General features: G+C 71.9%; 16 protein-coding genes, 1 tRNA gene and 1 rRNA gene. 3 read left to right on the forward strand and 15 right to left on the reverse strand.

Annotated elements, in window-relative coordinates; genetic code table 11:
* Window position 1 precedes the first annotated feature (1 nt).
* The 3 genes from ACIP5W_RS23615 to ACIP5W_RS23625 are packed head-to-tail and all read right to left on the reverse strand — an operon-like array spanning window position 2 to window position 1,913.
* On the reverse strand, window positions 2-310 hold the full coding sequence (locus ACIP5W_RS23615; RefSeq protein ID WP_366061112.1) for an AzlD domain-containing protein: 309 nt from the start codon (window positions 308-310) through the stop codon (window positions 2-4).
* Entirely contained in the window at window positions 307-1,050 is a 744-nt protein-coding gene (locus tag ACIP5W_RS23620; RefSeq protein WP_401476872.1) for an AzlC family ABC transporter permease, read from the reverse strand. The genes ACIP5W_RS23615 and ACIP5W_RS23620 overlap by 4 nt, the downstream gene beginning before the upstream one ends.
* Window positions 1,047-1,913: an AraC family transcriptional regulator gene (locus ACIP5W_RS23625; RefSeq protein ID WP_401476874.1), complete on the reverse strand. Its 867-nt coding sequence runs from the start codon at window positions 1,911-1,913 to the stop codon at window positions 1,047-1,049. Before ACIP5W_RS23625 ends, ACIP5W_RS23620 begins: the two co-directional genes overlap by 4 nt.
* A 286-nt stretch (window positions 1,914-2,199) precedes the next feature.
* On the opposite strand from ACIP5W_RS23625, the gene ACIP5W_RS23630 reads away from it, so the two are divergent.
* Window positions 2,200-7,191 (forward strand): ATP-dependent helicase, encoded by a 4,992-nt coding sequence (locus ACIP5W_RS23630; RefSeq protein ID WP_401476877.1) that lies wholly within the window; start codon window positions 2,200-2,202, stop codon window positions 7,189-7,191.
* Between the two features lie 51 nt (window positions 7,192-7,242).
* Window positions 7,243-8,097, forward strand: coding sequence for an Fpg/Nei family DNA glycosylase (locus tag ACIP5W_RS23635; RefSeq protein WP_401476880.1), 855 nt, complete (start codon window positions 7,243-7,245; stop codon window positions 8,095-8,097).
* A 52-nt stretch (window positions 8,098-8,149) separates the two neighbouring features.
* Here ACIP5W_RS23635 and ACIP5W_RS23640 read toward each other — a convergent pair whose 3' ends face one another.
* The 9 genes from ACIP5W_RS23640 to ACIP5W_RS23680 all read right to left on the reverse strand — a co-directional run bounded on the left by ACIP5W_RS23640 (window position 8,150) and on the right by ACIP5W_RS23680 (window position 22,565).
* On the reverse strand, window positions 8,150-8,437 hold the full coding sequence (locus tag ACIP5W_RS23640) for a hypothetical protein (RefSeq protein ID WP_401476883.1): 288 nt from the start codon (window positions 8,435-8,437) through the stop codon (window positions 8,150-8,152).
* Between the two features lie 357 nt (window positions 8,438-8,794).
* The gene (locus ACIP5W_RS23645; protein WP_073497352.1) at window positions 8,795-9,175 is read right to left on the reverse strand and encodes a helix-turn-helix domain-containing protein; all 381 of its coding nucleotides are present in this window, start codon (window positions 9,173-9,175) and stop codon (window positions 8,795-8,797) included.
* Between the two features lie 109 nt (window positions 9,176-9,284).
* Entirely contained in the window at window positions 9,285-9,830 is a 546-nt protein-coding gene (locus tag ACIP5W_RS23650) for a CinA family protein (protein ID WP_401476886.1), read from the reverse strand.
* The gene (gene pgsA, locus ACIP5W_RS23655; RefSeq protein ID WP_401476889.1) at window positions 9,827-10,618 is read right to left on the reverse strand and encodes a CDP-diacylglycerol--glycerol-3-phosphate 3-phosphatidyltransferase; all 792 of its coding nucleotides are present in this window, start codon (window positions 10,616-10,618) and stop codon (window positions 9,827-9,829) included. Before pgsA ends, ACIP5W_RS23650 begins: the two co-directional genes overlap by 4 nt.
* Window positions 10,615-12,087 carry a 30S ribosomal protein S12 methylthiotransferase RimO gene (rimO, locus tag ACIP5W_RS23660; protein ID WP_401476892.1) on the reverse strand — a complete coding sequence of 491 codons (1,473 nt, stop codon included), beginning with the start codon at window positions 12,085-12,087 and terminating at the stop codon, window positions 10,615-10,617. The genes pgsA and rimO overlap by 4 nt, the downstream gene beginning before the upstream one ends.
* A gap of 122 nt (window positions 12,088-12,209) precedes the next feature.
* On the reverse strand, window positions 12,210-13,040 hold the full coding sequence (locus tag ACIP5W_RS23665; RefSeq protein WP_401476895.1) for a helix-turn-helix domain-containing protein: 831 nt from the start codon (window positions 13,038-13,040) through the stop codon (window positions 12,210-12,212).
* A 256-nt stretch (window positions 13,041-13,296) separates the two neighbouring features.
* A complete protein-coding gene (locus ACIP5W_RS23670; RefSeq protein ID WP_401476898.1) occupies window positions 13,297-16,014 on the reverse strand; it encodes a DNA translocase FtsK in 2,718 nt (905 codons plus the stop codon).
* Between the two features lie 154 nt (window positions 16,015-16,168).
* Window positions 16,169-16,855, reverse strand: coding sequence for a two-component system response regulator (locus ACIP5W_RS23675; protein WP_401476901.1), 687 nt, complete (start codon window positions 16,853-16,855; stop codon window positions 16,169-16,171).
* Between the two features lie 244 nt (window positions 16,856-17,099).
* Window positions 17,100-22,565, reverse strand: a complete 5,466-nt coding sequence (locus tag ACIP5W_RS23680) for a HAMP domain-containing protein (protein ID WP_401476904.1) — start codon at window positions 22,563-22,565, stop codon at window positions 17,100-17,102.
* Window positions 22,566-22,892: 327 nt separating this feature from the next.
* On the opposite strand from ACIP5W_RS23680, the gene ACIP5W_RS23685 reads away from it, so the two are divergent.
* Window positions 22,893-25,634, forward strand: coding sequence for a SpoIIE family protein phosphatase (locus tag ACIP5W_RS23685; RefSeq protein ID WP_401476907.1), 2,742 nt, complete (start codon window positions 22,893-22,895; stop codon window positions 25,632-25,634).
* Window positions 25,635-25,696: 62 nt separating this feature from the next.
* Here ACIP5W_RS23685 and ACIP5W_RS23690 read toward each other — a convergent pair.
* From ACIP5W_RS23690 to rrf, 3 genes are all read right to left on the reverse strand, one after another.
* Window positions 25,697-25,769, reverse strand: a tRNA-Thr gene (locus tag ACIP5W_RS23690).
* Between the two features lie 111 nt (window positions 25,770-25,880).
* A complete protein-coding gene (locus tag ACIP5W_RS23695; protein WP_401476929.1) occupies window positions 25,881-26,543 on the reverse strand; it encodes a DegT/DnrJ/EryC1/StrS family aminotransferase in 663 nt (220 codons plus the stop codon).
* Between the two features lie 114 nt (window positions 26,544-26,657).
* Window positions 26,658-26,744, reverse strand: a 5S ribosomal RNA gene (gene rrf / locus ACIP5W_RS23700); the annotation flags it as partial.

A 26,744-nucleotide genomic window follows, 5' to 3' on the forward strand; every position in this document is an offset into this window, starting at 1 on the left:
CTCATCCACCCAGGGCCCGCACCCCGGCCGTGACCGCCACGGCCGCCGCGACGACGAGCAGGAACGGCGCTCGCAGGACGAGCGCCACGGCGGCCGCGGCGAGTCCGGCGGCCTTGGCGTCGAGCACGAGGGACTGGCCGTCGGCGAAGGTCTGCTGGGCCGTGAGGGCGGCCAGCAGGGCGACGGGGAGCAGGGCCGCGAGCCGCCGGACGAGGGGCCGTTCGAGCACCCCGGCGGGCACGAGCAGGCCGGTGAGCTTGACGGCGTAGCAGCCGAGGGCGGTCGCGCCGATCGCGATCCAGACGTTCACCGGCGCTCCTCCTCGCCCCGCGCGCGGCCCTGGCGTCGGCCCTCGGCCCACAGGGCGAGCGGCGCGGCGAGCGCGGCCACCAGGACGGGCACCCCGCCGGGCAGGACGGGCAGCAGACCGAGTCCGAGCAGGACCGCGAGCGCCGCGGCGACCCGCTCGGTGGTGGACTTCAGCATGGGCGCGAGCAACGCGAGGAAGACGGCCGGGCCGGCCGCGTCGAGCCCCCACGCGTCGGTGTCCCCGATGGCTTCCGCACCGAGGGCGCCCAGCAGGGTGGTCAGGTTCCACAGCACGTACAGGCTGAGTCCGGTCACGGCGAACCCGATCCGCGCGCCTCGTCGATCGCGTTGCGCCAGCGAGACGGCCGTGGTCTCGTCGATCACCCACTGTGCGGCGAACGGGCGCACCGCGCGCGGGAGGGCCAGCAACTGCGACAGGCGCAGACCGTAGAAGGCGTTGCGTACACCGAGGAAGAAGGCGCCGGCGGCCGCCGTGAGCGGATTGCCGCCCGCCGCGAGCGCCCCGACGAGCGCGAACTGGGACGCGCCGGTGAACACCAGGAGGCTGAGCGCGCAGGTCTGCCACACCGTGAGTCCGCTGCCCGCCGAGGTCACTCCGAAGGCGAACCCGGAGAGTCCGACGGCGATCCCGACCCCGAGGGCGTCCCGGACGACGGCGGTGTCCGGCCTTACTCCCCGGTCGTCGTCCCGTATGTCTGCGAGAGCTGTCTGTTCTGTCACCTGCCGGACGGTAGGAGCGGCCCGCCCCGCGCGTCTTGTACGTTCTTGCGCTCCCGCTGGTACGCACCCGGCGGCACGCCCACGATCCTGGCGAAGTGACGGTTGAGGTGCGGCTGGTCGGTGAAGCCCACCGCGAGTGCCGCCTCCGCCGGGGCGGTCCCGGCGTCCAGCAGGCGCCGCGCCCGCCTGACCCGGGTGTCGGTGAGCCAGGTGTGCGGCGGCATCCCGTAGGCGTCCCGGAACGCCCGCAGCAGGGCGAAGGGGCTCGTCCCGAGGTCGCCCGCGAGCCGCTCCAGGGTCGGCGGATCGACGAGCCGCTCCTCCAGCACGGCACGCGCGCGTGCCGCCGTCCGGGCCCCGGCCGTGCGCACCTGCCGGTCGGGCAGCGTCCCGCCGTTCAGCCGCAGCAGCCGTGTCACGGCGACCCGCAGCAGTGTGTCGGCGGCGAGCGCGTTGCCCTCGTCGGCGGCCCGGAGGATCTGGTGCACGAGCGCGACGGCGTACGGATCGTCGAGCACGGGGCTGACGAACCCCGGAGTCCCTCGCAGGGTCGTCGTCTCGGCGGCGATCCCGGCCACGAGTTCGGGCGACGGGTACACCGCGCCGTACCGCCAGCCCTCGGGCACACCGGCCCGTCCGGTGTGCGGGGTGTCGGGATTGACCAGAGCGAGCGTTCCCGCGCCCGCGTACTGGTCACCACCCCGGTGCTGGAAGACCTCCAGCCCCTCCGCGATCCCGGCGATCACGAAGTGCTCGTGCGTGTGCCGCACGAAGTTCTTCCGCACGTACCGGGCCCGCAGGAGGTCCACACCGGGCAGCTCCGCGTACTGCCAGTGCCGCGCCACCTCACGAGTTCCCGCCACACCCCCATTCTCCGCGACGCGAACCCGAGGCCTCCGGCCGGCGCCGGACCGGCGCCCCCGCCACCACGTTGCGCGCCGGGCGGCACCCTCACTTCGCCCCGCCGTACCAGCGATCCGCCGCCACGCCGTCCGAGACGGACCCACGCCCCACCAGCCCCCGCGCCGCCGGACTCACGACCCGCCGCCGGTCCGGACCGCCCCGCGCCGACATCCGTGCCCCGGCTCGGATCGCGACGCGAAGCCGCAGGTCAGGCGCATTGTCAGTACGCGGGTGCAGGATGGACGCATGGTCGGCAAAACACACCGAGCCCTGGACGGCTTCTCCCCCGCGACCCGCGCCTGGTTCACGGGGGCGTTCTCCGCGCCCACCGCGGCCCAGGCGGGCGCGTGGCAGGCCATCGGCGAGGGCTCGGACGTGCTGGTGGTGGCCCCGACCGGCTCCGGCAAGACCCTGGCCGCGTTCCTGGCGGCCCTGGACCAGCTGGCCTCGAAGCCCCCGCCGGCCGACCCGAGGAAGCGCTGCCGCGTGCTGTACGTGTCACCGCTCAAGGCCCTCGCTGTCGACGTCGAGCGCAACCTGCGCAGCCCTCTCACCGGCATCCGCCAGGAGTCCGTACGCCTGGGCCTGCCCGAGCCCGAGGTCAAGGTCGGCATCCGCTCGGGTGACACGCCGCCCGCCGAGCGCCGCGCTCTCTCCACGCGCCCTCCGGACATCCTGATCACCACCCCGGAGTCCCTGTTCCTGATGCTGACGTCGGCCACCCGCGACGCGCTGACCAACATCGAGACGGTGATCCTCGACGAGGTCCACGCCGTGGCGAGCACCAAGCGCGGCGCCCACCTCGCCCTCTCCCTGGAGCGCCTCGACGAGCTCCTGCCGAGGCCGGCCCGCCGTATCGGCCTCTCGGCCACGGTCCGTCCGGTCGACGAGGTCGCCCGCTATCTCTCCCCGCGCCGCAAGGTCGAGATCGTGCAGCCCGAGTCGGGCAAGGAGTTCGACCTCTCGGTGGTCGTCCCGGTGGAGGACCTGGGCGAGCTGGGCGGCTCCCCGGTCGCCGACGGCTCCGAGGGCGCGGAGCGCCCGTCGATCTGGCCGCACGTCGAGGAGCGCATCACCGACCTGGTCCAGGCCCACCGCTCCACGATCGTGTTCGCGAACTCCCGCCGCCTGGCGGAGCGCCTGTGCAACCGGCTCAACGAGATCGCCTACGAGCGGGCCACCGGAGAGACCCTCGACGAGCACCACGCCCCGGCCGACCTGATGGGCGGCTCGGGGGCGGCCCAGGGCGCCCCAGCGGTCATCGCGCGCGCCCACCACGGCTCGGTCTCCAAGGAGCAGCGCGCCCTGGTGGAGGAGGACCTCAAGGCCGGCCGCCTGCCCGCGGTGGTCGCCACCTCCAGTCTGGAGCTGGGCATCGACATGGGCGCGGTCGACCTGGTCGTCCAGGTCGAGTCCCCGCCCTCGGTGGCCTCCGGACTCCAGCGCGTGGGCCGCGCGGGCCACCAGGTCGGAGCGGTCTCCACCGGTGTGGTCTTCCCGAAGTACCGGGGCGACCTCGTCCAGGCCGCGGTGGTCACCGAGCGCATGCGCACGGGCTCCATCGAGTCCCTGAGGATCCCGGCGAACCCGCTGGACGTGCTGGCCCAGCAGCTCGTCGCGATGACCGCGATGGACACCTGGCAGCTGGACGACCTGCTCGCGCTGGTCCGCCGCGCCGCGCCCTTCGCCTCCCTCCCCGAATCGGCCTTCACGGCGGTCCTGGACATGCTCGCCGGCCGGTACCCGTCCGACGCCTTCGCCGAGCTGCGCCCACGCGTGGTGTGGGACCGCGTGGCCGGCACGATCACCGGCCGCCCCGGCGCCCAGCGGCTCGCCGTGACCTCCGGCGGCACCATCCCGGACCGCGGCCTGTTCGGCGTGTTCCTCGCGGGTGCCGACCCCAAGAAGGGCGGCGGCCGGGTCGGCGAGCTGGACGAGGAGATGGTCTACGAGTCCCGCGTCGGTGACGTCTTCACCCTGGGCACCAGTTCCTGGCGCATCGAGGACATCACCCGCGACCGCGTCCTGGTCTCGCCCGCTCCGGGTGTGCCGGGCCGCCTGCCGTTCTGGAAGGGCGACCAGCTGGGCCGCCCGCTGGAACTGGGCCGTGCCGTCGGCGCGTTCCTGCGCGAGGTCGGCTCGCTGCCCAAGGACGACGCCCGGCTGCGCCTGCTCACCGCCGGCCTGGACGCCTGGGCCGCCGACAACGTCCTGTCCTACCTGGACGAACAGCGCCAGGCCTGCGGCCACGTCCCCGACGACCGCACCATCGTCGTGGAGCGTTTCCGCGACGAGCTGGGCGACTGGCGGGTCGTCGTGCACTCCCCCTTCGGCGCCCAGGTGCACGCCCCCTGGGCGCTCGCCCTCGGCGCCAGGCTGTCCGAGCGGTACGGCATGGACGCCCAGGTGATGCACGCCGACGACGGCATCGTCCTGCGGCTGCCCGACGCCGACCTCATGGGCCTGGACCTGATCGACCAGCCGCCCCCGAAGGCCGGGACGGAGTACGACGCCGAGCGGGCCCCGATCGGCGCGGCGGACGTCGTCCTCGACAAGGGCGAGGTCGACCAGGTCGTCACCGACCAGGTGGGCGGCTCGGCCCTGTTCGCGGCCCGCTTCCGGGAGTGCGCAGCGCGCGCGCTGCTGCTGCCGCGCCGCAACCCCGGTAAGCGCACCCCGCTGTGGCAGCAGCGCCAGCGAGCCTCCCAACTGCTCCAGGTGGCGAGCGAGTTCGGCTCGTTCCCGATCGTCCTGGAAGCGGTCCGCGAGTGCCTCCAGGACGTCTTCGACGTCCCCGGACTCGTCGAGTTGATGGGCGACCTGGAGTCCCGCAGGGTGCGTCTGGTCGAGGTCACCACTCCGGAGCCGTCCCCCTTCGCACGCTCCCTCCTGTTCGGCTACGTCGCCCAGTTCCTCTACGAGGGCGACTCCCCGCTCGCCGAACGCCGCGCCGCCGCCCTGTCGCTGGACTCACGGCTGCTGGCCGAGCTGCTCGGCCAGGCGGAGCTGCGCGAACTGCTCGACGCCGAGGTGCTCACCGAACTGGAGCGGGAACTCCAGTGGCTGACCGAGGACCGCCGGGTGAAGGACGTCGAGGGTGTCGCGGACATCCTGCGCGTGCTCGGCCCGCTCACCGACGCGGAACTGGCCGAACGGGGCGCCGAGCCGCACTGGGCCCACGAGCTGGCCGCGGCCCGCCGCGCCATCAGGGTCCGTATCGCCGGCACGGACCACTGGGCGGCCGTCGAGGACGCGGGCCGCCTGCGCGACGCCCTGGGCACGGCACTGCCCGTCGGTGTGCCGGAGGCCTTCACCGAACCGGTCAAGGACCCGCTCGGCGACCTCCTCGCCCGCCACGCCCGCACCCACGGCCCGTTCACCTCGGCCGGCGCCGCCGCCCGCTTCGGCCTGGGCGTCGCGGTCACCGAGGGCGCCCTCCAGCGGCTCGCGGCGGGCGGCCGCGTCGTCCAGGGCGAGTTCCACCCGGCCGGCATCGGCCAGGAGTGGTGCGACGCGACCGTCCTGCGCAGGCTGCGCCGCCGCTCCCTGGCCGCCCTGCGGCAGGAGCTCGAACCGGTCCCGCCCGCCGCGCTCGCCCAGTTCCTGCCCCAGTGGCAGCACATCGGCGCGGGCCATTCCCTGCGCGGCATCGACGGCCTGGTGCGGGCGATCGAGCAACTCCAGGGCGCCTCCGTGCCCGCCTCCGCCCTGGAGAAGCTCGTCCTCCCGTCCCGCGTCCGGGGCTACGCGTCGGCGATGCTCGACGAACTCACCGCCACGGGAGAGGTCCTCTGGGCCGGCGCCGGCGCCCTGCCCGGCAAGGACGGCTGGGTGTCCCTGTACCTGGCGGACGCGGCGCCGCTGCTCCTGGCCCCGCCGCACCCCCTGGAGCTGACGGCACTGCACCAGTCCGTCCTGGACGCCCTCGCCGGGGGCTACGGGCTGTTCTTCCGCCAGATCGCCGACCAGGTCCGTGCCACCACCCACCCCGAGGCCACCGACCCCCAACTGGCCGACGTCGTCTGGGACCTGGCGTGGTCCGGCCGCCTCACCAACGACACGCTGGCGCCGATGCGCGCCCTGCTGGGCTCGGGCCGTACGGCCGGCTCCACCGCCCACCGCGCCAAGCGCGCGGTACCCCGGGGGCGGTACGGCTCCCTCACCGCCGCCCGCTCCGCGTCCCGCGGCGGCCCCCCGACCGTAGCCGGCCGCTGGTCACTCCTGCCGGCCCACGAACCCGACCCCACCGTCCGCGCCCACGCCCTCGCCCGTACGCTCCTCGACCGGCACGGCGTGGTGACCCGGGGCGCGGTCGCGGCCGAGGGCGTGGAGGGCGGCTTCTCGGCGACGTACCGCATCCTGTCCGCCTTCGAGGACAGCGGCCAGGCCCGGCGCGGCTACGTCGTGGAGGGGCTCGGCGCCGCGCAGTTCGCGATGGACGGCGCCGTGGACCGCGTCCGCGCGGTGGCCAACGCCCGTGACCGCGGCGAGCCGTCGCCGGGCCCGACCGGCGCCCGGGGCACATGGGGTACCGGTACCGCCTTCCCCACCCTGACCGGCCCGGACCGGCCCGCCGGGACCGACGGCGGTGAGGAGCCGGACGGCGCACACGCCGGGCCCGGCGCCGACGACCTCTTCGCCGCCCCCGGCGGATTCCCCCCGGCCGACATCGACTGGGACTTCCCCGGCCTCGGCGGCACCGCCGGCTCCCCGCCGGCTCCGGGCGAGTGGGTCTCACCGCGCGACGTCCCGAACCCCGGTGCCGGTGGCCTCCGGGGCGGCAGCGGGTCCCCGTACGCGTCCGGCTTCGCCGGCCGGCACCCGCGCACCCCGTCACCCGCCTCCCACGCCGTCGTCCTCGCCGCTGCCGACCCGGCGAACGCGTACGGCGCCGCCCTGCCCTGGCCCGAGCCGCCGACCGGCGCCGGACACAAGCCGGGCCGCAAGGCAGGCTCCCTCGTGGTGCTCGTGGACGGCGAACTGACGCTCTACATGGAGCGCGGCGGCAAGACCCTGCTGGCCTGGCCCGCCGCTCCGGATCACGCCGACTCGCCCGCCGACGACCCCCGGCTGTCCGCGGCGGCGGAGTCCCTCGCCGCGGCCGCCCGTGCGGGATCGCTCGGCACGGTCACGGTGGAGCGCGTCAACGGCGCCTCGGCCCTTACCTCCCCCCTCGGCGCCCTCCTGGAAGGGGCGGGCTTCATCGCGACCCCGCGCGGCCTGAGATTGCGAGCATGACAAGCCACCGGACGGCTGCGGGGCCCGCTCCCGTCGTGCCACCCTTGACCCATGCCTGAAGGTGACACGGTCTGGCAGGCCGCGAGCCGGCTGCACGGCGCCCTCGCGGGCAAGGTGCTGACCCGCTCCGACCTGCGCGTGCCCAAGTACGCCACCGCCGACCTCACCGGTCGCGTCGTCCTGGACGTCACCCCGCGCGGCAAGCACCTCCTCACCCGTGTCGAGGGCGGTTTCACCCTCCATTCGCACCTGCGGATGGAGGGGGCCTGGAAAGTGTTCGCGAACGGTCAGCGCTGGAGCGGTGGGCCGGCCCACCAGATCCGCGCCGTCCTCGGCACACACGACCGCACGGCCGTCGGCTACCGCCTTCCCGTGCTCGAACTGCTGCGTACGCCCGACGAAGAGCGCGTGGTCGGCCACCTCGGGCCCGACCTGCTCGGCCCCGACTGGGATCCCGACCAGGCACTCGCCAACCTCCTCGCCGACCCGGCCCGAGCCCTCGGCGAGGCCCTCCTCGACCAGCGCAACCTCGCCGGCATCGGCAATGTCTACAAGAGCGAACTCTGCTTCCTCCTGGGGGTCACCCCCTGGCTCCCCGTGGGCGCGCTTCCCGCGGACCGCACCGCCGCGCTGCCGATCTTCGCGAAGAAGCTCCTCGAGGCCAACCGTGACCGCCCGGTCCGCATCACCACCGGCCGCAGCGGCCAGGCCCTGTTCGCCTACGGCCGCGCGGGCCGCCCCTGCCTGCGCTGCGGAACCCCGATCCGCGTGGCCGACCAGGGGGACGGCTCCCGCGAGCGGCCCACGTACTGGTGCCCCGCCTGCCAGTCGGGCCCGGTCCCGGCACCGGGCTCCCCACCCACGCGCCGCGTCCGCACCCACCCCCGCCCCCGCTCCACGGATTGACGCCGTCGCACACCCGTCACCGGCCACCGGGCCGCCCCCGCGCGAACCCGGCTCACGGGGCCCCAGCACCGCCCTCGAGCTCGCCCCGGCCCCCGCCTGCTCGCACCCGCTCCCCCCGCCAAGCACCCCTCCACCGCCCCGCCGCGAGGGCTCCCGCGGCCCGCGACTCGGCCACGCAGTGCACGGGCAGGAGACTCAGCCCCCAGCCACCGGCCGCGACGGCCCCTTCGAGCACCCCGGCGTCGGGTGCGAGGGCGAGACGCACCACGGCCCACCACCACACCGCCCCGAGCCCGAGCACGGCCCCCCGCCGCACTATCGGTCCCGCCCCGGCCGTCACCTACGGCCCACCACCGAGACCCCCGTCGGCCCGCCGCCCGCGACAGCACCGGACACGCGCACGGCGTCGGGGAACCGCGGCAGGCACGGCGGGTCTGCGTCGGACAGACGGCTCTTCACGGCGTACATCCGCACCTCCGGGTCGATCGGCTCCCGCCCTGACCCTCCACGATGACGGCAGCCCGGAAACCCGGCAAACGGGCTCGGGGCGCCCGACACAAAAACCCCGACCGCACCCCTCCGGATCTCCCGGAGAGGCCCCGGCCGGGGCCTCACGGCTGCCGTACGCCTACACGTACTCGCACCCGTTCTCACACACGTACTCGCTCGTCGGTCGACGCGCCCGGCCAGGGGCACGTCACGCGGCGACCACGTCCACCGCCTCGGCGGGCGCCTTGATGGTCACCCGCTCCGGTGGCACACCGGTCACCGACACGGAACCCAGCATCGGGCGAACCGACGCCGGTACAGGACCGCTGGGGGTGGCCGCAGCCGACTGGGCCAGCTCGGCGAGGGCGAGTTCGTCGCTCACTTCCCGCATGAGCTCGGACATCCGTACGTCCAGCGCGTCGCAGATGGCGGCGAGCAGCTCGGAGGAAGCCTCCTTCTGCCCCCGCTCCACCTCGGAGAGATAGCCGAGTGAGACTCGGGCGGACGAGGAGACTTCGCGCAGAGTACGGCCCTGACGCTGGCGCTGCCGACGCAGCACGTCACCCAGCAGGCGACGGAGCAGAATCATCGGTGGCTCCCTCCTCGGACCGCGTAGCCGCATCCTTCACGCCCCACCGTACCGCCTTGCGCCGCGGCCGTGCGGGGAGCGATGTCGTGTTCACTCAGGGCTGCAAACATCAAAACCCCCCGTTCTGTTCCGTATCCTGTGTCCGCTCATTCCCGGTCTGTTCGCCCGCCAGCTCTCTCAGGAGCACTGCGAGTACGCTCCGTACACTCTCTCTACGAATTTCCGCCCGGCTGCCGTTCAACCGCAGGGCCTCCACTTTTCCGCCAGAGGCGGAACCGGAATCGGGCCCCGAGGGACCCTCCACCGCGACGAAGACCGTCCCCACGGGCTGCCCGTCCTGGGCGTCCGGGCCGGCGACTCCGGTGGTCGCGACGCCCCAGTCGGCGCCCAGCGCCCTGCGCACACCGGCTGCCATCTGGGCCGCCACCTGCGCGTCCACCGCTCCGCGCGCGGCCAGCAGGCCCGCGTCCACGCCGAGCAACTCGTGCTTGAGCGGGGTGGCGTACGCCGTCACCGATCCCCGGAATGCCTTGGACGCCCCGGGTACGGAGGTGATCTCCGCCGCGACCAGGCCACCCGTCAGCGATTCGGCGACGGCGAGCGTCTCACCCCTCACCGTCAGTAGTCGCACCACGTCGGTGGCCGTGGAACTCACGCTCGCGTCTCCTCCGAGGCCACCCGGTGCTCGGCGATGCCCTGCCGGCGCAGCACAATGGCCTGTCTCACGTAGTCGAGCCCGGTCACCACGGTCAGGACGACCGCGGCGGCCATCACCCACCACCGCAGGGTGGCCAGCCAGCCCGTCAGCGCCAGGATGTACATCCCGACGGCGACGCCCTGGGTGAGCGTCTTCAGCTTGCCGCCCCGGCTCGCCGGGATGACGCCGTACCGGATGACGAGAAAACGCAGCAGGGTGATCCCGAGTTCCCGGCCGAGGATGACGCCCGTCACCCACCACGGCAGGTCGCCGAGGGCGGAGAGGCAGATCAGGGCCGCTCCCATGATCGCCTTGTCGGCGATCGGGTCGGCGATCTTCCCGAAGTCGGTGACGAGGTTGTAGGTCCGCGCCAGATGCCCGTCGAACAGGTCGGTGATCATGGCGATGGCGAAGGCCGCCCAGGCGAACGCGCGCCAGGCAGGGTCGTACCCGCCGTCGGCCAGCATGAGGGCGACGAAGCCGGGCACCAGGAGGAGCCGGAGCATCGTCAGCAGGTTGGCCACGTTCCATACGCTGGCCTGGTTGACGGCCGCGGCCGCGATCTTCCCGCCCCGCGCGGGCCTGAGGGTGCCCTGCTCGTCCGGGGTGGCGCCGGTGAGGTCGGTGCCCATCTCCGCGGCCGCCGCGGACACGTCGGTGGCGGCGGAAGCACCGGGGGCGGGGCTCGTGGCGGCCCCCTCGGCACGCGCGGAGCCTCCCGCGGCCGATGCCGGGACACCCGTCATCTGTCCGCCTCCTCACTACACCCGATCGAGCCCTGGAGGGGCTCGGCCACCAGGTCGACGCCTTCGGTACCGACCACCTTCGCCTCGACCATACGACCGACGCTCAGGCCTTCGCCGCTCGTGAGCAGCACCTGGCCGTCCGTCTCGGGCGCCTGATGGGCCGCGCGGCCGTACACGCCGTCGACGGGGTCCACCGACTCCACCAGCACGTGCAGGGTCTCGCCCAGCCGCTCCTCGGCGCGCTGCGAGACGAGTTCCTCGGCGAGCCGGGAGATCCGCGCGAGCCGCTCGGCGACGACGTCCTCGTGGAGCTTGTTCTCGTACGTCGCGGCCTCGGTGCCCTCCTCGTCGGAGTACCCGAAGACACCGATGGCGTCCAGGCGCGCGTGGTTCAGGAACCGCTCCAGCTCGGCCAGGTCGGCCTCGGACTCGCCGGGGAAGCCGACGATGAAGTTGGAGCGCACACCGGCCTCGGGCGCCTTGCTCCGGATGGTGTCGAGCAGTTCGAGGAAGCGGTCGGTGTCGCCGAAGCGGCGCATCGCGCGCAGCACGTCGGGCGCGGAGTGCTGGAAGGACAGGTCGAAGTAGGGGGCGACCTTCGGCGTGGAGGTCAGCACGTCGATCAGGCCGGGCCGCATCTCGGCCGGCTGGAGGTAGCTGACCCGCACCCGCTCGAGGCCGTCGACCTCGGCCAGTTCGGGCAGCAGCGACTCCAAGAGCCGGATGTCGCCGAGGTCCTTGCCGTAGGAGGTGTTGTTCTCGGAGACCAGCATGATCTCCTTGACGCCCTGCTCGGCCAGCCACCGCGTCTCGTTCAGCACGTCGCTGGGGCGGCGGGAGATGAAGGAGCCGCGGAAGGACGGGATGGCGCAGAAGGAGCAGCGCCGGTCGCAGCCGGAGGCGAGCTTGACCGAGGCGACCGGGTTGCCGTCGAGCCTGCGGCGCAGGGGCGCACGGGGTCCGGAGGCCGGCGCGAGCCCGTCGGGAAGGTCCGCCGGAGCGTGCCCGGGAAGGGCCACCGAGCCGGCCGACTCCTGCCGCTGCGCGGGGCTGATCGGCAGCAGCTTGCGCCGGTCGCGCGGGGTGTGGGAGGCGTGGATGCCGCCGTTGAGGATGGTCTGGAGGCGGTCGGAGATGTCGGCGTAGTCGTCGAATCCGAGGACGCCGTCGGCCTCCGGGAGGGCCTCGGCGAGGTCCTTGCCGTAGCGCTCGGCCATGCAGCCGACCGCCACGACGGCCTGGGTTCTGCCGTGACCCTTGAGGTCGTTGGCCTCCAGGAGGGCGTCGACGGAGTCCTTCTTGGCGGCGTCGACGAAGCCACAGGTGTTGACGACGGCGACGTCCGCGTCCTCGGCGTCCTCCACGAGCTGCCAGCCGTCCGCCTCCAAACGGCCTGCGAGCTCCTCCGAGTCCACCTCGTTACGGGCGCAGCCAAGGGTGACGAGTGCGACGGTACGGCGTTCAGGCATGGGCTCAAGACTACTTTGTCTGGCTGACACCCCATGTCGACGGGGTTGGCGATCTTCGGAGGGGCACGCCGAAGGGGCCGGCGATCACCGCCGACCCCTGTGCGAACCGGACGCCGTCCGCCTCACCCAGCCTGTGGGTCGCCCTTGGTGTACGTCAGGCGCTCCACGGCTCCGGGCTGGAAGTCGTCGTCGATCTTCTTGCCGTTGACGTACAGCTGGATCGCGCCGGCGTCGCCGAGGACGAGGTTGACCTTCTCGCTGTCCTGGAAGGTCTGGGACTCGCCCTGCTTGAGCAGGCCGTCGAAGAGCAGCCGGCCGTTGTGGTCCTTCGCCGAGATCCAGCTCTTGCCGTCGGTCGCCGTGACCTGGACGGTCACCTTGTCCTGCGGAGCCGCGGCGATGGCGCTGTCGGAGGGCTCCGGCTTCTCGTCGACGGGCTTGTCGGTCTTCGGTGTCGGGGTGGCGGGCGCGCTGCTCGACGGGGTGGTGCCGTCGGCGACGTCGGTGGTGCCGTCGTCGCCCTTGAAGGCGGTGAACCCGACGAACCCGACCACGGCGACGATCGCGGCGACCATGGCCGCGGTCCAGTTCGGGCCGCGCCGTTCGGGACGGATGCGCTCCGCCTCGAACATGGGTGCCGCCGGGGTCGGCGCCGGGCGGCCGCCGTGCGTGGCGTCGTACTGCTCGATCAGCGGGGCGGGGTCGAGTCGGACGGCCCTGGCCAGGGTCCGGATGTGGCCGCGCGCGTAGACGTCGCCGCCGCAGGGCGCGAAGTCGTCCGCTTCGATGGCGTGCACGATGGCGATACGGACCCGGGTGGCGGTACTGACGTCGTCGACGGTGAGCCCGGCCGCGATGCGGGCCTGCTGGAGGGCTCGGCCGATGGAGGGGTGGGCTGGCTCGGAAACGTCTTCGAACGGACGCTCGTCTTCAGGGGAGTTGCCGATGGACACGGGGGCGCCTTTCGAGCGTGTAGCCACCTGTGCTGGAGGTTCAGTCTAGGGGGGGTGCGAAAGGGAGGGGCAACCGGGCGGTAGGACTTTGTACGCCATCGGTATGGCCGGACACGCCGATGACGGGCAGGTACGACTCCCCTGGGGGAACCGTACCTGTGTTCTCGCTCAACTTGACGTACGACGAGGGAAAACGGTTGCCCGCCGCTCTCTAACGGGTGAGTCACGAACAGCCGCCGTCCCCACGTGGGAACCCCTACCCCTCGGACTCCCCGCGGATCACGGCGAGCACTCCGTCCAACTCGTCGGGTTTCACCAGAACGTCACGTGCCTTCGATCCCTCGCTCGGGCCGACGATGTTCCGCGACTCCATCAGGTCCATCAGCCGGCCGGCCTTGGCGAAGCCGACGCGCAGCTTGCGCTGGAGCATCGAGGTCGACCCGAACTGGGTGGACACGACCAGCTCGGCCGCCTGGCACAGCAGGTCCAGGTCGTCGCCGATGTCCTCGTCGATCTCCTTCTTCTGCTTGGTGCCGACGGTGACGTCGTCCCGGAAGACGGGCGCCATCTGGTCCTTGCAGTGCTGCACGATCAGGGCGACCTCGGCCTCGGTGACGAAGGCGCCCTGCATGCGCGTCGGCTTGTTCGCGCCCATCGGCAGGAACAGTCCGTCACCCTTGCCGATCAGCTTCTCGGCCCCCGGCTGGTCGAGGATGACCCGCGAGTCGGCGAGCGAGGAGGTGGCGAACGCGAGCCGCGACGGCACGTTCGCCTTGATCAGGCCGGTCACGACGTCCACCGACGGCCGCTGGGTGGCCAGCACCAGGTGGATGCCGGCCGCACGCGCGAGCTGGGTGATCCGCACGATCGAGTCCTCGACGTCCCGCGGCGCGACCATCATCAGGTCGGCCAGCTCGTCGACGATCACCAGCAGGTAGGGATACGGCTGGAGCTCGCGCTCACTGCCCTCGGGCTCCTTGACGGTCCCCTCCCGCACCGCGCGGTTGAAGTCGTCGATGTGCCGGTAGCCGTACGCGGCCAGGTCGTCGTAGCGCAGGTCCATCTCGCGCACGACCCACTGGAGTGCCTCGGCGGCCCGCTTCGGGTTGGTGATGATGGGCGTGATCAGGTGCGGGATGCCCTCGTAGGCGGTCAGCTCGACGCGCTTGGGATCGACCAGGATCATCCGGACGTCCTCGGGGGTCGCCCGCATCATGACCGAGGTGATCAGGCAGTTGATGCACGACGACTTGCCGGAACCGGTGGCACCGGCGACGAGTATGTGCGGCATCTTCGCCAGCGAGTGCATGACATAGCCGCCCTCGACGTCCTTGCCGAAGGCGACCAGCATCGGATCGTCGTCCTCGGCGGACTCGGCCAGCCGGAGCACGTCGCCCAGGTTGACCATCTCGCGGTCGGTGTTGGGGATCTCGATGCCGACCGCCGACTTGCCCGGGATCGGCGAGATGATCCGCACGTCCGGGCTGGCGACGGCGTAGGCGATGTTCTTCGTCAGGGCGGTGATCCGCTCGACCTTCACGGCGGGGCCGAGTTCGACCTCGTAGCGCGTGACCGTCGGGCCGCGGGTGAAGCCGGTGACGGCGGCGTCGACCTTGAACTCCGAGAAGACGTTGGTGAGCGAGGCGACCACCGCGTCGTTGGCCGCGCTGCGCACCTTGCCGGGACCGCCGCGCGTGAGGAGGTCGAGCGAGGGCAGCGCGTAGGTGATGTCGCCGGAGAGCTGGAGCTGCTCGGCACGCGGCGGCAGCTCGCGCGGGGTCTCGGGAGCGGCCTTGGTCAGGTCGGGGACGACACCGGCCTTGAGCTTGTCCTGCCGGGGGCGGGCGGCCGGGGCCGGCACGGGCGTCGGCGTGGTGGGCTCGCGGTCGCCGGCGCTCACGCCCTGGGTGAGGTCGGCGACGATCCGGGAGGGCGGCATGCCGTGCAGCACGGCCCCGTCGAGATCGGCCGCCGCGGCCGCCGCGATGTCGACGGCGTCCATCTGCCGGTCCAGCGCGGGCTGCGGCACGGCCGAGCGCCGGGGCCGTCCGCGGCGCCGGCCGAGGGCTTCCTGCTCCGCACCCTCGGGGTCGTACGCCTCCGGTGCGCCGGAGCGGCGCCGGGGGCGCGCGGGCAGCGCCTCGCGCCACTGCTCGTCGTACCGCTCGTCGTCGCCGAACTCGTCGTACTCCTCGGCCGCCGCCTCGTGCACCACACCGAGGCGCACACCGAGCTGCCGCAGCCGCTGCGGGATGGCGTTGACGGGCGTGGCGGTGACCACCAGCAGCCCGAAGACGGTGAGCAGCACGAGCAGCGGTACGGCGAGAACCTCGCCCATGGCGTACGTCAGCGGGGTCGCGGCGGACCAGCCGATGAGCCCGCCGGCGTCCCTTATCGCCTGCATGCCGGCGCTGCGGGCGGGCGAGCCGCAGGCGATGTGGACCTGCCCGAGCACGCCGACGAGCAGCGCCGACAGACCGATCACGATGCGGCCGTTGGCCTCGGGTTTCTCCGGGTGCCGGATGAACCGTACGGCGATGACGGCGAGCAGGATCGGCACGAGCAGGTCGAGCCGGCCGAAGGAGCCGGTCACCAGGATCTCGACGAGGTCGCCGACCGGGCCGCGCAGATCGGCCCAGGTGCCCGCGGCGACGATCAGCGCGACGCCGAGCAGCAGCAGCGCGACGCCGTCCTTGCGGTGGGCGGGGTCGAGGTTCCTGGCCCCGCTCCCTATGCCGCGGAAGACCGCGCCGACGGCGTGCGCCAGGCCCAGCCAGAGGGCGCGGACGAGCCGGTAGACGCCCCCGGTGGGACTGGGGGCCGGTTTGGGTGCGGACTTCTTGGCCGCGGCTTTCCGGACGGGCGCCTTCTTCGCCGGGACCCTCTTGGCGGCGGCCTTCTTCGCCGGAGCCTTCGCGGGAGCGACCGCCTTCTTGGCGGGCTGCTTCTTGGCTGCGGAGGGACGTGAGGCCATGGTGTGAGGTTACCGGGGGAGACGGCAGGGGACACGTGTGACCGCTGCTTCACCCGTTCGTGTCGCTCGTGGAGGGGCGCGGAACTGACGCGCGCCCCCGCGCGGCTGACACCCGCTCACGCACAACTGCGGCACGGCCCGTGCCCGTTCCGGCTCAGGTCTGCGACGCCACGGAGGGCGGGCCGCTTCCGGTGCCGGGCTCCAGCGCGTCCAGCGCCCGACGCAGACCGGTGAGTTTGCGCTCCAGATGCGCCGCCGTGGCCACCGCCGCCGCGTCCGCCGACTCGTCGTCGAGCTGCTTGGACAGGGCCTCGGCCTGCTCCTCGACGGCCGCGAGCCGCGCGGACAGCTCGGCCAGCAGACCGGCCGACTCCTTGGCGCCACCGTCCGCCGCCTTGCCCGCGCCGCCCTCCAACTGGAGCCGCAACAGGGCCGCCTGCTCCCGCAGCTGGCAGTTCTTCATGTACAGCTCGACGAACACGGAGACCTTCGCGCGCAGCACCCACGGGTCGAACGGCTTGGAGATGTAGTCCACCGCCCCCGCCGCGTATCCGCGGAAGGTGTGGTGCGGGCCGTGGTTGATCGCCGTGAGGAAGATGATCGGGATGTCCCGGGTCCGCTCCCGCCGCTTGATGTGCGCGGCCGTCTCGAAGCCGTCCATTCCCGGCATCTGGACGTCCAGCAGAATGACCGCGAAGTCGTCCGTCAGCAGTGCCTTGAGCGCCTCTTCCCCGGACGATGCCCGCACCAGCGTCTGATCGAGCGCCGAGAGGATCGCCTCCAGCGCCAGCAGATTCTCCGGCCGGTCATCGACCAGGAGGATCTTGGCCTTCTGCACCATGGCCCGCCCTCCTCGCCCCGGCAGTGCACCGGGCGCCGCCCCTGGGGACGACTCCTTTGCGCCGCCCTTCCTTGTGCCGGTCATGGTAGCCGCACCCCGACCGTCGCCACACCCTGTCACCGTGATGTCACTGTGCACGTAGCAGGAACGCGGCGGAAGACCAGAAGGTTCCCCGGATCCCGCCCCTCTACACACCTCCGGACACCGTGAGTCAACAACTTCTCGCGTTTCCGCACGGTTCCCGTCACTCGGCACGCATCCACTGCTCCATCACCGCCAGCAGATGATCGGGGTCCACCGGCTTGGTGACGTAGTCGGACGCACCCGACTCGATCGCCTTCTCCCGGTCGCCCTTCATCGCCTTCGCGGTGAGCGCGATGATCGGCAGACCGGAGAACTGCGGCATCCGACGGATCGCCGTGGTCGTCGCGTACCCGTCCATCTCCGGCATCATGATGTCCATCAGGACGACCGCCACGTCCTCGTGCTGCTCCAGGACCTCGATGCCCTCACGGCCGTTCTCCGCGTACAGCACCGACAGCCCGTGCTGCTCCAGGACGCTCGTCAGCGCGAACACGTTACGGATGTCGTCGTCGACGATCAGCACCTTCTCGCCGCCGAACCGGATGCCCCGGGACGCCTGCGGCGCCGCCTCCTGCCGCACGGGCGCCCACTGCTCGGGCCGCCCGACCTGCGGCTCGCCCCCGGCCGCCGAGCGGCGCCGGCGCCGGAACAGCGCCGCCGGACCGTTCTGCGCGTCCTGGTACGACCGCACCTCGGCCGGCGTCTGGATCTGCTGCCCGGACAGCTCCGACCGCTCCCGCATCCCGCTCTCGGACGCCACCAGGTCACCGGCCTCCAGCTGGGGCACGAGCTGCTGGTAGCCCTGCGGCGGCAGCTCGCTCGGGTGCAGCGGCAGATACAGCGTGAACGTCGAGCCGCGCCCCGGCTCGCTCTGGGCGTAGATCTCACCGCCGAGCAGCTGCGCGATCTCCCGCGAGATCGACAGTCCCAGGCCCGTGCCGCCGTACTTGCGGCTCGTGGTCCCGTCGGCCTGCTTGAACGCCTCGAAGATCACCCGCATCTTGCTGGCCGCGATCCCGATGCCGGTGTCGGTCACCGAGAACGCGATCAGCGGCGCGTCCGCGTCCGCCAGCGAACCGGCCTCCAGCAACTGCTCCCGGATCGCCACCGGCACGTCCGTGCCGGCCGGCCGGATGACCAGCTCCACCGAGCCGGAGTCGGTGAACTTCACCGCGTTGGACAACAGGTTGCGCAGCACCTGGAGGAGCCGCTGCTCGTCCGTGTGCAGCGTGGCCGGCAGCTCCGGCGACACCCGCACGGACAGGTCCAGGCCCTTCTCCGCGGTGAGCGGCCGGAAGGTGGCCTCCACGTAGTCCACGAGCTGCACGAGCGCGATACGCGTCGGGGAGACGTCCATCTTGCCCGCCTCGACCTTCGACAGGTCGAGAATGTCGTTGATCAGCTGAAGCAGGTCGGAACCGGCCCCGTGGATCGTCTCGGCGAACTCGACCTGCTTCGGCGAGAGATTCCCCTCGGCGTTGTCGGCGAGCAGCTTGGCCAGGATCAGCAGCGAGTTCAGCGGCGTACGCAGCTCGTGCGACATGTTGGCGAGGAACTCGCTCTTGTAGCGCATCGACACCGCGAGCTGCTCGGCCCGCTCCTCCAGGACCTGCCGCGCCTCCTCGATCTCGGTGTTCTTCACCTCGATGTCCCGGTTCTGCCGGGCCAGCAACTCCGCCTTCTCCTCCAGTTCGGCGTTGGACGCCTGGAGGGCCTTCTGCCGCTGCTCCAACTCCGCCGACCGCTCACGCAGTTGCTCGGTCAGCTCCTGCGACTGCTTCAGCAGCTGCTCCGTCTTGGTGTTCACGGAGATGGTGTTGACACTGGTCGCGATCATCTCGGCGAGCTGGTTGAGGAAGTCCTTCTGGATCTGCGTGAACGGCGTGAAGGAGGCCAGCTCGATCACCCCGAGCACCTTGCCCTCGAACAGCACCGGCAGCACGATCACCTGCGCCGGAGGCGCCTCCCCGAGCCCCGAGGAGATCTTCAGATAGCCGCTCGGCGCGTTGGAGACGAGGATCGTCCGCTTCTCCTCGGCCGCCGTGCCCACCAGCGCCTCACCCGGCCGGAACGAGGTCGGCATCGACCCCATCGAGTAGCCGTACGAGCCCAGCATCCGCAGCTCGTAGTGCTCGTCGGCGCCGTCGGCCGTCGGCATCGCCAGGAAGAACGCGCCGTGCTGCGCGGCCACCAGCGGCGGCAGCTCGCTCATGATCAGCGAGGCCACGTCCTCCAGGTCGCGCCGGCCCTGCATCAACGCGGACACGCGGGCGAGGTTGCCCTTGAGCCAGTCCTGCTCCTTGTTGGCGATCGTGGTGTCGCGCAGGTTGGCGATCATCTTGTTGATGTAGTCCTGGAGCTCCTGGATCTCACCGGAGGCGTCCACGTCGATCTTCAGGTTCAGGTCGCCACGCGTCACCGCGGTCGCCACCCGCGCGATGGCCCGCACCTGCCGGGTCAGGTTCCCGGCCATCTCGTTCACCGACTCGGTGAGGTCGCGCCAGGTGCCGTCCACGTCACGCACGCGCGCCTGACCGCCGAGCTGCCCCTCGGTGCCCACCTCACGGGCGACCCGGGTGACCTCCTCGGCGAACGAGGACAGCTGGTCGACCATCGTGTTGATGGTCGTCTTCAGCTCCAGGATCTCCCCGCGCGCGTCGATGTCGATCTTCTTCGTCAGGTCGCCCTTGGCGATGGCCGTCGTGACCATGGCGATGTTGCGCACCTGACCGGTCAGGTTGGACGCCATGCCGTTCACCGAGTCGGTGAGGTCCTTCCACGTGCCCGCCACACCCGGCACGTGCGCCTGACCGCCCAGGATGCCGTCGGTGCCCACCTCACGGGCCACCTTGGTGACCTGCTCGGCGAACGAACTCAGCGTCCTCACCATGGTGTTGAAGGTGTCGGCGAGCTGCTGCACCTCGCCGCGCGCCTCGATGGTCACCTGCCGCGTCAGGTCGCCGTTGGCGACGGCCGCCGCGACCTGGGAGATGTTGCGCACCTGCATGGTCAGGTTCTTGGCCATCAGGTTGACGTTGCCGCTGAGGTCCTTCCAGATGCCGGTGACGCCCGGCACGTGCGCCTGACCGCCCAGGATGCCCTCGGTGCCCACCTCACGGGCCACCCGGGTCACCTGCTCGGCGAACGACGACAGCTGGTCCACCATCGTGTTGACGGTGGTGACGAGTTCGAGGATCTCGCCCTTGGCGTCGACGGTGATCTTCTTCGACAGGTCGCCCTTGGCGACCGCGGTCGTGACCTCGGCGATCTGGCGCACCTGGATGGTCAGGTTGTTCGCCATGAAGTTCACGGACTGGGTGAGGTCCTTCCAGGTGCCGGAGACACCCTGCACCTCGGCCTGTCCGCCGAGCTGCCCCTCCGTACCCACCTCACGGGCCACGCGAGTGACCTCCTGGGCGAACGACGACAGCTGGTCGACCATCGTGTTCAGGGTGTTCTTCAGCTCCAGGATCTCCCCGCGCGCGTCCACGGTGATCTTCTGGGACAGGTCACCACGGGCCACGGCGGTGGCGACCTGCGCGATGTTGCGCACCTGAGCGGTGAGGTTGCCGGCCATGCCGTTCACCGAGTCCGTCAGGTCACGCCACACACCGGCGACGCCCGGCACCTGTGCCTGTCCGCCGAGCTGCCCGGCGGTGCCCACCTCGCGCGCCACCCGGGTCACCTGGTCGGCGAACGCGGAGAGCTGGTCGACCATCGTGTTGATGGTGTTCTTCAGCTCGAGGATCTCCCCGCGGGCGTCGACGTCGATCTTCTGCGACAGGTCGCCCCGGGCCACGGCCGTCGTCACCTGCGCGATGTTGCGCACCTGCGACGTCAGGTTCCCCGCCATCGAGTTGACGGAGTCGGTGAGCTCCTTCCACGTGCCGGACACGCCGTCCACGCGGGCCTGCCCGCCGAGCCGGCCCTCCGTGCCCACGTCCCGCGCCATCCGCGTCACCTGGTCGGCGAACGACGACAGCTGGTCCACCATCGTGTTCACGGTGTTCTTCAGCTGGGCCATCTCACCGGACACGTCCACGGTGACCTTCTGCGACAGGTCGCCGTTGGCCACCGCCGTCGTGACCTGGGCGATGTTCCTCACCTGTCCGGTGAGATTCCGGAACGCCGTGTTGACGGAGTCCGTCAGGTCCTTCCACGTCCCGGCCGCGCCCGACACCTGCGCCTGACCGCCCAGCTCACCCTCGACACCGATCTCGCGCGCCACACGCGTGACCTCGGCACCGAAGGCCGACAGCTGGTCGACCATCCCGTTGACGGTGTTCTTCAGCTCCAGCATCTCGCCGGCCACGTCCACGGTGACCTTCTGCGACAGGTCGCCGTTGGCCACCGCCGTCGTGACCGCGGCGATGTCCCGCACCTGCGTCGTGAGGTTGCGGAACACGGTGTTGACCGAGTCGGTGAGGTCCTTCCACGTCCCGGCCGCGCCCGGCACGTTCGCCTGACCGCCCAGCTGTCCAGCGGCACCGACCTCGTTGGCGACGCGGGTGACCTCGTCCGCGAAGATCCGCAGCGTCTCCGTCATCTGGTTGATCGTCTCGGCGAGCTGCGCGACCTCACCGCGCGCCGGCACCGTCACCTTGCGCGACAGATCGCCGTTGGCGACCGCCGTGGTGACCTCCGCGATCCCGCGCACCTGGGCCGTGAGGTTGCCGGCCATGGTGTTCACGGAATCGGTGAGTTCTTTCCACACACCGTCGACGCCGGACACCCGCGCCTGGCCGCCCAGGATGCCCTCGGTGCCCACCTCCCGGGCCACCCGGGTCACCTCGGACGAGAACGCCGAGAGCTGGTCCACCATCGTGTTGACGGTGTTCTTCAGCTCCAGCATCTCGCCCTCGACGTGCACGGTGACCTTCCGCGACAGGTCGCCCTTGGCCACCGCCGTCGTCACCAGCGCGATGTCGCGCACCTGGGCCGTCAGCCGCTCGGCCATCGTGTTGACGGACTCCGTCAGGTCCTTCCAGGAACCCGACATGCCGCGCACCTGGGCCTGCCCGCCCAGCTTGCCCTCGGTGCCCACCTCACTGGCCACGCGCGTGACCTCGTCGGTGAACGTCGACAGCTGGTCGACCAGGTTGTTGACGGTCCGCCCGACCTTCAGGAACTCCCCGCGCAGCGGATGTCCCGCCCCCTCCGGGGTGTGCGTGCGCAGCTCCATCCGCGGCGACAGGTCGCCCTCGGCGACCGCCGACAGCACCCGCCCGACCTCGGAGACCGGCCGCACGAGGTCGTCGACCAGCGCGTTCGAGTTGTCGATGGCGGCCGCCCAGGAACCCTCGCAGGCCCCCGTCTCCAGCCGCTCGGTGAGCTTTCCCTCACGCCCGACCATGCGCCGTACGCGCGACAGCTCACCCGTGAGGTGCAGATTGCGGTCGGCCACCTCGTTGAAGACGGCCGCGATCTCCGACATCACGCCGTCGCCGGGCACCGTGAGCCGCTTGCGGAAGTTGCCCTCCCGCATCGAGACCAGGGCGGCCAGCAGCCGGTTCAGGGCCGCGGTGTCCACCGTCGTGGTCCCGCCTCGGGGTGATCGCTGCCCGCTCAGGGTCTGTCCGCCTTTCGCGCGCGCCTTCGTGCCCCGCGTCGCTGCGCCAGACTCCACGTTGTCCCTCCCGGAGGGGTCGACCGTCGTACTGCCGATGTAATCAGGCAGGCCCAAGGGGCTGCTGCCCGGCGAACACACAAGACACCCAGTCTGCCGGACCTTCACAAGAAGCCTGCCCAGTGTTTCACCCCCGCCGAACCCGGCCATAACAGTTCGGCAGCTTTCGCACACCGTCCGCACACCCTGAGGTGGAAACACAACTGACCGGCATCCGCGGGGACGGGGAAGGTAAGTAACCTTGCATGCGGCTGTCCAGCCACGCCGGTCCGTCCGGTCTGGGCGGTGGCACGAGCACGAGCGGGCATCGGAGGGGCGGCCGCACACATGACCACCGGACTGATCCCGGGGGGACAGCCCCCGGACCCCCGGCCGACGAGCGCGCTTCCGCCCCAGCAGCGACGCGAGCAGGACGGCCGGGAACACGCCAAGCACGTCGACGACCGGCCGAGGAGTTCTGTGATCACCGCGCGCGCGGCTGCCAGTTTCGAGCCCGTCGGGCGATCCGTCGCGACCGCCCGCGGATTCGTCCGCGACACCCTCCAGGGCTGGGGCTTCGCCGACATCATCGACGACGCCGTCGTCCTGACGAGCGAACTGGTGACGAACGCGGTCGTCCACGCGGGAACCCACGCGGACCTGCTGTGCCTGCGCCACGAGGACGCCGTCCGCATCGAGGTCGCCGACCGCTACCCCGAGCGCGAGATTCCGCTCCAGGGTTCCCCGGCCACCATGGGCAGCCCCGACCGCGAGGGCGGCCGCGGCCTCCAGCTGTGCGCGGCCATCGCCGCCCGCTGGGGCGTCGACTACACGCCCACCCACAAGACCGTCTGGTTCCAGCTCGACCTGCCCGACCGCCCGGTGGGGACCCGCTCGGCGGGCCCGGCCCTGCCCGCCGACCTGCTGCCGCTCGCCGACAGCCGGGTCCGCGTCGCAGTGGTCCAGATCGACCGCACCGGCGCCATCTCGGCCTGGAACGAGGACGCCGAGGAACTCTTCGGCTACCCCGCCGACCAGGTCGTCGGCAAGCCCCTCACCGACCTCGCGGCCTGGCCGCACACCCCCGGCACCAGCACCGGCATCGTCGAGGCCCTCCGGCTCTCCCGCTGGGAGGGCAGCTACGGCATCCGCGGCGCCGACGGCCGCGTGATCCCGGTCTACGCCTCCCACCTGCGCGTCCGCGACACCGACGGCGACCCCTCCACGGTCTGCCTCCTCGTCCGCGATCACGAACGCGCCGTCCTGCAGTCCCCGACGCGCGTTCCCGCCACCGACACCGGCCCCGCGGACGGCCAGAGCACGGACCCGTTCGAGGTCTTCATCGGCTCCCCCGCCCCCGACGACCTCGACGGGCTCCTCCAGCGCACGGTGGAACGCGCCCGCGACATGCTCGACGGCGACTCCGCCTTCCTCCTGCTCGCGACCGACGACGAGACGGAGCTGGAGGTCCGCGCCTCCACGGGCCTGCCCTCCGCCCGCCAGCGCTTCGCCCGCGTCCCCGTCGAGGCCGGACCCGGCCGGTACGGCTCCGCCCGCATGCCGGCCGTCCACGAGGACCTCCTCGCCGTCCCCGGCGCGGTCCCCCTCCTCAACGGCACCGGCATGCGCTCGGTCGTCACGGTCCCCCTGAAGGTCGAAGGCCGCCTCACCGGCTCCCTGGGCGTCGCGGCCGAGGGCCCCGGCCGCTACTCCAACGAGGAGGCCCTGCGCCTGCAGTTCGCCGCGGACCGCATCGCGCTGGCCGTCGAGTCGGCCCGCCTGGGCGAGCTGGAGCGGCTGCGCCGCGGCTCCCTCAGTTTCCTCGTGGAGGCCTCCGACCTGCTGGCCGGCACCCTCGACCGCGACCAGACCCTGGCCCTGATGGCGCAGATGACGGTCCCGACGCTGGCCACCTGGTGCGCGGTCTACACGATCGCCGACCAGGCCTCCGAGCCGTATCTGTCGTACGTCCTGCACGAGGACGAGGAACTCATCGACGGCATCAAGTCGCTGCTCTCGAAGATCGCCCCGCCGGACCCGGTGCCCACTCCGGGCGCCCGCGTCTGGTCGGCCCCAGGCGAGGCGGCGCACGACGCGGCCCTGCGCAGTTCGATGCGCAGCCTCGGTCTGACCGGCGGACCGACCCACCAGGTGTCCTCGGGCATCGGCCCCACCCTGGCCACCGCCTCCGCGGTGGGCGGCGAGACCGTCGTCCTCCCTCTGGTCGCCCGCAACCGCGTCATCGGCATGCTGACCCTGGGCAAGCCGACCGACGAGCACTTCCGCCAGGAGATCCTGGAGCTGGCCGAGGACCTCAGCCGCAGAGCGGCACTCGCCCTCGACAACGCCCGCCTCTACTCCGAGCGCACGGCGATCAGCCAGTCGCTCCAGCGCAGCCTCCTGCCCCCGGAACTCCCCGACATCGACGGCGTTGAGGTAGAGGTCATCTACCGCGCGGCCGGCGAGGGCAACGAGGTCGGCGGCGACTTCTACGACCTCTTCCCGATCAGCGACGGAGCCTACGGCTTCGCCATCGGCGACGTCTGCGGCACCGGCCCGCACGCGGCCGCGGTGACCGGCCTCGCCCGCCACGCCCTCCGCCTGCTGGCGAGGGAGGGCCTCAGCGGCCCGGCGGTCCTGGAGCGCCTCAACTCCGCGATCCTCGACGAGGGTGCCCGCAGCCGCTTCCTGACCCTCCTCTACGGCGAGATGCGCCCGCAGGCCGACGGCAGCGCGGAGCTGAAGGTGGTCTGCGCCGGCCACCCCCTTCCCCTCCGCCTGCGCCAGGACGGCACGGTCGAGCCGGCGGCCGAACCCCAGCCGCTCCTCGGCGTCATGGAGGACCTGGAGCTGTACGAGGAGACGATCACCCTCGATCCCGGCGACGTCCTGCTCTGTGTCACCGACGGCGTCACCGAGCGCCGTGAGGGCACCCGCATGCTGGGCGACGACGGTCTCGCCGACGTGCTCACCACCTGCACGGGTCTGACGGCGGGCGCGGTCGCGGCCCGCATCATGCGCGCGGTCGAGCGTTTCGCTTCGGACGCCCCGTCCGACGACATGGCCATCCTCGCGATGCGCGTGGCGTGAGGAAGGACCGGGAACGAAAGAATCCCCCCGCCCGGAAGGGCGAGGGGATTTCTCTTTCGCGGAGCCCCCTAACGGAATCGAACCGTTGACCTTCTCCTTACCATGGAGACGCTCTGCCGACTGAGCTAAGGGGGCCAGTCACTTGTCGGGGTTTCCCCCGCGGCAACGGAATAGATCATACCCCGAACGGAGCCGTGTTCCCAAACTCGCTCAGAAGGCGGGTTGAAGCAGTCCCCCGAAACTCGCTCAGAAGGCGGGTTGAAGCAGTCCCCCGAGCGCGTTGCACGCGGACACGATCCGCTGCATGTCCCGCTTCGTCAGCGAGGCGTCGACCGGCAGCGCCAGCGTCTCGTCGGCAGCCAGCTCGGTCTGCGGCAACGACACGTGACGCCGGAGGCCGGACAGCCGGTGCAGCGGGGTCCTCACCGGAACCCGGCAGTCAACTCCCCTGGCCCGCAGGGCCCGTGCGAACGCGTCCCGGTCGGGCCGCCCGTTCCCCGGCACCCGCACCACGTACTGCTGGTAGGTGTGCCCGTCCCCGCCGTCGGGTGTCCGTACCCCGCGCAACCGCGCGTCGAGATACGCGGCCCGCTCCCGTCGCTGCGCCACCTCGTCGTACGGCGCGTCGGGCTCCGCCTGCTCCAGCACCAGCAGTCCGTACCGCTGCCCCACCTCGCGCAGCCGCACGACGTCGGCCGGCCGGCCGAACCGGTGTACGGCAACGACGGCCGCCGTCCGCGGAGTTATGGCCGCTTCGACGGCAAGGGTGTCCAGGCAGTAGGTGACCGGGTCCACGTCGGCGAAGGCGGGAAGCGCGCCGGACCGGACGACCGCTTCGGCCACTTCGACGTTCCCGAACGCCGGCACGACGACCTCGTCACCGGCTCCGACACCTGCGGCCCTGAGCATTGCGGCAGTACCCATGCCGTGGATGCTGGGCGCGGGACATGAACGTCAAGTGACGGAGAACAAAAAAGGGTTGGGCCCTGAACCGAAGTTCAGGGCCCAACCCTTTGAATGATTGTTCGGCGGCGTCCTACTCTCCCACAGGGTCCCCCCTGCAGTACCATCGGCGCTGTGAGGCTTAGCTTCCGGGTTCGGAATGTGACC

It is taken from the genome of Streptomyces sp. NPDC088766 (assembly GCF_044750845.1).
Lineage (GTDB): Bacteria > Actinomycetota > Actinomycetes > Streptomycetales > Streptomycetaceae > Streptomyces.